The 5,912-nt window shown below is 72.2% G+C and carries 4 protein-coding genes and 1 pseudogene; 4 read left to right on the top strand and 1 reads right to left on the bottom strand.

The annotated features are described in order from the left end of the window. A partial coding sequence (locus SSOG_RS24830; RefSeq protein ID WP_039938611.1) for a helicase-associated domain-containing protein occupies positions 1 to 807 on the top strand: 807 nt, incomplete at its 5' end. Here SSOG_RS24830 and SSOG_RS50400 read toward each other — a convergent pair. Continuing rightward, positions 804 to 1,334 (bottom strand): VanZ family protein, encoded by a 531-nt coding sequence (locus tag SSOG_RS50400; protein ID WP_009717000.1) that lies wholly within the window; start codon positions 1,332 to 1,334, stop codon positions 804 to 806. The two genes, SSOG_RS24830 and SSOG_RS50400, sit on opposite strands and share 4 nt — an antisense overlap. Between SSOG_RS50400 and SSOG_RS57935 the strand changes: the two genes are divergently transcribed. The 3 genes and pseudogenes from SSOG_RS57935 (at position 1,324) to SSOG_RS24810 (ending at position 5,792) form a co-directional block, all read left to right on the top strand. Further along, positions 1,324 to 1,755, top strand: coding sequence for a hypothetical protein (locus tag SSOG_RS57935; RefSeq protein ID WP_039938610.1), 432 nt, complete (start codon positions 1,324 to 1,326; stop codon positions 1,753 to 1,755). The two genes, SSOG_RS50400 and SSOG_RS57935, sit on opposite strands and share 11 nt — an antisense overlap. A 59-nt stretch (positions 1,756 to 1,814) precedes the next feature. Beyond that, positions 1,815 to 3,445 (top strand): annotated as a pseudogene (locus SSOG_RS24815) (DNA repair helicase XPB). 226 nt (positions 3,446 to 3,671) lie between these two features. After that, a complete protein-coding gene (locus SSOG_RS24810; protein ID WP_039938609.1) occupies positions 3,672 to 5,792 on the top strand; it encodes a HelD family protein in 2,121 nt (706 codons plus the stop codon). Positions 5,793 to 5,912 lie beyond the last annotated feature (120 nt).

The following is a 5,912-nucleotide window of genomic DNA, read 5'->3' as shown; positions in this document are numbered from 1 at the left end:
GCGACCGTCTACCGCTTCACCCCCGGCTCCGTACGCCGCGCGCTCGACGCCGGGCAGGCCGCCGACGACCTGCACACCTTCCTCGCCGCGCACTCGCGCACCCCGGTGCCGCAGCCCCTCACGTATCTGATCGACGACGTCGCCCGTAAGCACGGCCACCTCCGCATCGGCGCGGCCTCCGCCTATCTGCGCTGCGACGACGAGACCCTGCTCGCCGAGATCCTCGCCGACCGCCGCTCCGCGGGCCTGCGCCTGCGCCGTCTCGCCCCCACCGTGCTGGCCGCCCAGGCACCGCCGGACGCGCTGCTGGAGGGGTTGCGCGCCATGGGGTACGCACCGGCCGCCGAATCCGCCGAGGGCGACGTCCTGATCACCCGCGCCGAGGCCCAGCGCACCCCGCCCCGTACACCGCCCGCCCCGGTCCCGGACGGTCCACCCGTCCCCGACACCACCCTGCTGGGCGCGGCGGTACGCGCCATTCGCGCCGGAGACCTCGCCGCGACCGCGCCCCACAAGCCCCCGGCCACCACCGCCGCATCCGGCACCGCCGAGGCCGCCATCGGCGACCGCCTCCCCCGCACCACCTCCGCCGACACCCTCGCGACCGTGCAGGCCGCGGCCCTCACCGGTTCCCCCGTCTGGATCGGCTACGTCAACGCGGACGGGGCCGCCAGCCAGCGCGTCATCGCCCCGGTCCGCGTCGAGGGCGGCTACGTCACCGCGTACGACCACACCGCCGACGAGATCCGCACGTACCCCCTCCACCGCATCACGGGCGTCGCGGAACTGGCCGACGAGCCGGGTTAAGCGGACGGGCTCCGCCGCTGCCACCAGTGACGGCGGCGCGGGTGGAGGGCGTGACCGAGGCGGCGGCCGATCAGGACGTAGCCGAGCAGGGCGCCCGAAGTGTTCAGGATGACGTCATCGATGTCGAAGGCCCGGCCCTCGACGATCGCGCCCTGCGCGATCTCGACCAGCACCATCACCAGCGACGTCACCAGCACCACCCGCACCGCGCCCCGCGCCTTCGGCACGAGCATCGGCAGCAGCACGCCGAAGGGCGCGCCGAGCAGCACATTGCCGCCGATCTGCTTCACGGAGTCCCGGATGGCGGGCTGGTCGAGGTAGGCGCGCAGCGAATCGCCCGGGTGCAGATTGGTGTGCACGAGATCGCTGGACCCCGGCTGCGGCACGAGCGTGGCCTTGGCGAGCGCCGCCGCGAACCCGACCATGCAAGCGAACGCCAGCAGCAGCACCAGCACCCGCCCGGCGCGGGAGCCCAGCGAATCGCGCTGGAGGGGCGGGGAGGCAGGGGCAGCCGCCTTGGCGGCCACCGCCTTGGCCGCCTTCTGCGCCGTACCGGGCTTCTTGGTGGTGGCCGTACCGGAGGGCTTCTTCTTCGCGGGCGGGGTCTTCGCGGGCGGGGTCTTCGCGCCTGCTGACTTCGCGCCCGTCGGCTTCGACGCCCCGGTCTTCCCCTTCGCCGCGCTCTTCGTACTCGCCGCGCTCTTCGTCGGCGCGCTCTTTGTGCTCTTCGTGCCCTTCATGCCCTTCGTACCCGTCGCGCCCTTCCCCGGCGCGCTCCTCGCCGACCCGCTCTTCGTCGGCGTCCTCTTCAACGTCCGCCGGATCTCCCACCCAGCGATGCTGACCACAGGGACCTACCTCCCGCCTCGTTCCAGCCCTCCTAGTGACCCCGCTTGCCCCTCGCCGTACGGAGTATCCCTGTGGCCCTCCGCCATACCCGGCCGATGAGGGACACTGGGTCTTTGGCCCCCGGCGACAGGCCCCCGGCGACGAAAGGACTCAGGCGCGTGAACGGACCGCTCATCGTCCAGAGCGACAAGACGCTCCTGCTCGAGGTCGACCACGAGCAGGCCGAAGCGTGCCGCCGCGCCATCGCGCCCTTCGCCGAGCTGGAGCGTGCGCCGGAGCACATCCACACCTACCGCGTGACCCCGCTCGGCCTGTGGAACGCGCGCGCCGCCGGGCATGACGCCGAGCAGGTCGTGGACGCGCTCGTGGCGTTCTCCCGCTACCCCGTACCGCACGCCCTGCTCGTCGACGTCGCCGAGACGATGGCGCGCTACGGGCGGCTGCGCCTCCTCAAGCACCCCACGCACGGGCTGGTCCTGGAGACCAGCGACCGTCCCGTGCTGGAGGAGATCCTGCGGTCGAAGCGGATCCAGCCGCTGGTCGGGGCCCGTATCGACCCGGACTCCGTGGTCGTCCACCCCTCCGAGCGCGGTCAGATCAAGCAGACGCTGCTCAAGCTGGGCTGGCCCGCCGAGGACCTGGCCGGTTACGTGGACGGCGAGGCGCACGCCATCGACCTGCACGAGGACGGCTGGGCGCTGCGCCCGTACCAGAAGCACGCCGTCGAGGGGTTCTGGCACGGCGGCTCGGGCGTCGTCGTCCTGCCCTGCGGCGCCGGGAAGACGCTGGTCGGGGCGGGTGCGATGGCCACCGCCAAGTCGACCACGCTGATCCTGGTCACCAACACCGTCTCGGCCCGCCAGTGGAAGCACGAGCTGGTGCGCCGCACCTCCCTCACCGAGGAGGAGATCGGCGAGTACAGCGGTACGCGCAAGGAGATCCGCCCGATCACCATCGCCACGTACCAGGTGCTCACCACCAAGCGGAAGGGCATCTACCCGCACCTGGAGCTGTTCGACTCCCGCGACTGGGGTCTGATCATCTACGACGAGGTGCATCTGCTGCCCGCGCCCGTCTTCAAGTTCACGGCGGACCTCCAGGCGCGCCGCCGCCTCGGCCTGACCGCCACGCTCGTACGGGAGGACGGCCGCGAGTCCGACGTCTTCTCCCTCATCGGCCCCAAGCGCTTCGACGCGCCCTGGAAGGAGATCGAGGCGCAGGGCTACATCGCGCCCGCCGACTGCGTCGAGGTCCGCGTCAACCTCACCGACACCGAGCGGCTGGCGTACGCGACCGCCGAGACCGAGGAGAAGTACCGCTACTGCGCCACCACCGCCTCCAAGCAGCGGATCACCGAGGCGCTGGTGGCCAAGCACAAGGGGCAGCAGACGCTGGTCATCGGCCAGTACATCGACCAGCTCGACGAGCTGGGCGAGCATCTGGACGCGCCCGTCATCAAGGGCGAGACGACGAACGCGCAGCGCGAGAAGCTGTTCGACGCCTTCCGGCAGGGCGAGTTGTCCGTCCTCGTCGTCTCCAAGGTCGCCAACTTCTCCATCGACCTCCCCGAGGCCACCGTCGCCATCCAGGTCTCCGGCACCTTCGGCTCCCGCCAGGAGGAGGCCCAGCGGCTCGGCCGAGTGCTGCGGCCGAAGGCCGACGGCCACCCGGCGGTCTTCTACTCGGTCGTCGCGCGCGACACCATCGACCAGGACTTCGCGGCGCACGCCAGCGGTTCCTGGCCGAGCAGGGTACGCTACCGATTCTGGACCTCGAGCGCGACTGCTGACGGACGAGGACGTTCTGATCGTTCTGACACGGGAGCGTGCGAAGGCGCCAACTGCACTGGGGTGTAAACTCGAAGCGACGTAAATCATTCGCGGCCCGTTCCACGCCGTGGCTACAATCCCCCGTCTTGCCGCCTCCCGCTCGGGAGAGCCGTCGGCCGGACGGAAACCGGCTGGCATCTCGTCCGTACCGCAACTCTGCTTCGTGTACCCGCCGGAGGCTACGCCGTGCCCTCGCACGCCCTTGACCAGCCAGAACCCCTGAACGACCCGCTGTCAGACCCCCTCGCTCGGGAGCGATCCCACCTCGCCGCCTCCCGCGCCGCCCTGCGCGCCATGCGCGCCGACGTGGAGGCCCTCGACCTCCGGGACGTCGCCGCCAACTGGGTCAACGCCGAAGCCCTGCACCACCAGGTCAGCGAGCGCATCAAGGCCCTCGCCGACCTCTCCCACACCCCGCTCTTCTTCGGCCGCCTCGACTATCTGCACGCGCCGGGCGCGGAAGCGGCGGAGGGGGCCGAGGGCGAGCCCGCCGCCGGAGGCGGCTCAACGGACACTTTCTACATCGGCCGCCGTCATGTGCACGACGGCGATGGCGACCCCATGGTCATCGACTGGCGCGCCCCCGTCTCGCAGCCCTTCTACCAGGCGTCCAAGAAGACGCCCATGGACGTCGGACTGCGCCGCCGCTTCGGCTACACCGGCGGCGAACTCACCGCCTACGAGGACGAGAAACTCTCCGACCCCACCGAGGCCGAGCAGACCAGCAAGCTGCTCCAGTCCGAGATCGAGCGGCCCCGCGTCGGCCCCATGCGGGACATCGTCGCGACGATCCAGCCCGAACAGGACGAGATCGTCCGCGCCGGAATCGGCGGCACCGTCTGCGTCCAGGGGGCGCCGGGCACCGGGAAGACGGCGGTCGGCCTGCACCGGGTCGCGTACCTCCTCTACGCCCACCGCGAGCGGCTGGCCCGCTCCGGCACCCTCGTCATCGGCCCGAACCGCTCCTTCCTCCACTACATCGAGCAAGTCCTGCCCGCGCTGGGCGAGTTGCAGGTCGCCCAGGCCACCGTCGAGGACCTGGTGGCGCGCCCCGCCACGGGCGTCGAGGTGCGCGGCGCCGACTCCGCCGACGTGGCCCGCGTCAAGGGCGACGCCCGTATGGCCGAGGTGCTGCGCCGGGCCCTGCGCTCGCACGTCACCCCGCCCACCGAGGCGTGCGTCGTGGTCCGCGGCTCGCGCCGCTGGCGGGTACCGGCGTACGAGATCGAGGAGACCGTGGCGGAACTGCTGGCCCGCGACATCCGCTACGGCGCGGCCCGCGACGCCCTCCCGCAGCGCATCGCGCACGCCGTGCTCGTCCGCATGGAGCAGGCGGGCGAGGCCCCCGACGACCGCGTCCAGGACGCGGTGGCCCGCAACCCCGCCGTGAAGGCGGCCGTCAAGGCCATCTGGCCGCCCGTCGACCCGGCCAAACTCGTGCTCCGGCTGCTCTCCGACGCCGACTTCCTGGCCGCCCACGCGGACGGCATCCTCACCGCCGACGAACAGAAGACCCTCCTGTGGGCCAAGCCGCCGCGCAGCGTGAAGTCCGCGAAGTGGTCCCCGCCGGACGCGGTGCTCATCGACGAGGCCGCCGACCTCATCGAACGCACCCATTCCCTCGGCCATGTGGTCCTCGACGAGGCGCAGGACCTGTCCCCCATGCAGTACCGCGCCGTCGGCCGCCGCTGCACCACCGGCTCCGCCACCATCCTCGGCGACCTGGCCCAGGGCACCACCCCCTGGGCGACGTCCAGTTGGGACGAGGCCCTCACCCACCTGGGCAAACCCGGTTCCACCGTCGAGGAGCTGACCCAGGGCTTCCGGGTGCCGCGCGAGGTGATCGCGTACGCGTCGCGGCTGCTGCCCGCCATCGCGCCCGGCCTGTCCGAGGCCACCTCGATCCGCGAGGCGGCGGGCGACTTCGCCGTACGCGCAGTGGCGGCAGCGGAACTGGATGCGGCCGTGATCACCGCCTGCCACGAAGCCCTGTCCCACGAGGGCTCCATCGGCCTGATCGCGGCCGAAGCCCGCCTCCCGGCGCTGGCCGCCGCCCTCACGGAGGCGGGCCTGACCCCCCTCTCCCCCGGCGAGGAGACCAGCCCCGAGGCGAGGCTGACCCTGGTGCCCGCGACGCTGGCGAAGGGTCTGGAGTACGACTACGTGGTCCTGGACGAACCGGCCGCCGTGGTCGACGGCGAACCCGACGAACGCACGGGCCTGCGCCGCCTCTACGTGGCCCTGACCCGAGCCGTCTCGGGCCTGACGGTGGTGCACGCGGCCCCACTGCCGGAGCGTCTGGCGTAAGCCTGCGGGTGCGGGGGTGGGGTGGGTGCGTGGTGGGTGCGGGTGCCGGGGCCTCCGGGGCAGGGCCCTGGACCGTCTATTTACGGCGCCGCTGCCCGGAAGCGTGAAGTGACCGTATGA

Source organism: Streptomyces himastatinicus ATCC 53653, assembly GCF_000158915.1.
In the GTDB taxonomy this organism is placed as follows: domain Bacteria; phylum Actinomycetota; class Actinomycetes; order Streptomycetales; family Streptomycetaceae; genus Streptomyces; species Streptomyces himastatinicus.
The sequence above is the reverse complement of the archived record's forward strand: the minus strand, read 5'-3'. Positions and strand labels throughout refer to the sequence as shown.